This is a genomic window from Novosphingobium chloroacetimidivorans (assembly GCF_014204535.1).
In the GTDB taxonomy this organism is placed as follows: domain Bacteria; phylum Pseudomonadota; class Alphaproteobacteria; order Sphingomonadales; family Sphingomonadaceae; genus Novosphingobium; species Novosphingobium chloroacetimidivorans.
This window is the reverse complement of the sequence record NZ_JACHLR010000088.1, coordinates 1-1,016: the sequence shown is the minus strand read 5'-3', so window position 1 is coordinate 1,016 and position 1,016 is coordinate 1. Positions and strand designations below refer to the sequence as shown.

The 1,016-nt window shown below is 63.7% G+C and carries 1 pseudogene; it reads right to left on the bottom strand.

From position 1 onward, the window contains the following. Nucleotides 1-10 precede the first annotated feature (10 nt). Nucleotides 11-974 (bottom strand): annotated as a pseudogene (locus HNO88_RS21975) (IS630 family transposase). Between the last annotated feature and the right edge of the window lie 42 nt (nucleotides 975-1,016).

Genomic DNA, 1,016 nt, shown 5'->3' with positions numbered 1-1,016 from the left:
TAGAGCATTTTCAGCATGAGCGTTGATATCCTGCGGCTTGGAAGAAGTTGGCGCATTCGTCTGGCAGGAAGCGATCGAGCAGCTTGCCGATACGATCGACGAGCGCGTCGACGGTACGCGCCGGCTCCTGTCTCAGGAGCGCCTTGAGTTTGGCGAAGGCCATCTCGATCGGGTTCATGTCGGGGCTGTAAGGCGGCAGGTAAAAGATCTGAGCCCGACGTTCGGCGATCGCTTCGCGGATGCCGGTGACCTTGTGCGCGGGCAGGTTGTCGAGAACGACTACGTCGCCGCGTTTGAGGGTCGGCGCGAGGATGTGCTCGACGTAGATGCGGAAAGCATCGCCATCCATCGCGCGATCGAGCACCCAAGGCGCGGTCATGCCGGTGAGGCGCAACCCGGCGACGAAGGTCATTGTTTTCCAATGTCCGAACGGCACCTTGTCGCGGCAGCGCTCGCCAACGGGCGACCAGCCATAGAGCCGCGCCATCTTGGTGTTCACCCCGGTCTCGTCTAGGAAGACCAGGCTTTCAGGATCAAGGAACGGTTGCGCCGCTCTCCAAAGCTTGCGCCGGGCGGCCACGTCTGGCCGGTCCTGCTCGGCCGCGCGCAGGTCTTTTTTTAAACGACAGCCCAAGGCGCCTGGCTGCATTCCAGATCGCTCCGGTGCTGAGTGCGACATCGTACTCGGCCAGCAGCCACGCCTGGGCCTGCGCCAGCGTGATCCCGGGGCGCGAACGGATGTGCGCTGCCAGCGCCAGTTCCTGCGCACCCGACAGCTTACGCGGCGCGTGCCCCCGGTGCGGGTTGATCCCAGCATTGCCGGTCATCCGCCGCCGGATCAGCGCCTTGTAGATGTACGCGATGCTCACCCCAAACATTGGCGCCGCTTGCCTCACCGGCATCCCGCCATCCACCGCCCTCAGCACACGATCGCGCAAATCCTGCGAGTAGCTCTGACCCGATCGCCAACCCATCGCTGCCTCCTTCGTGAGGCTGCCTATGAATCACACGATCGG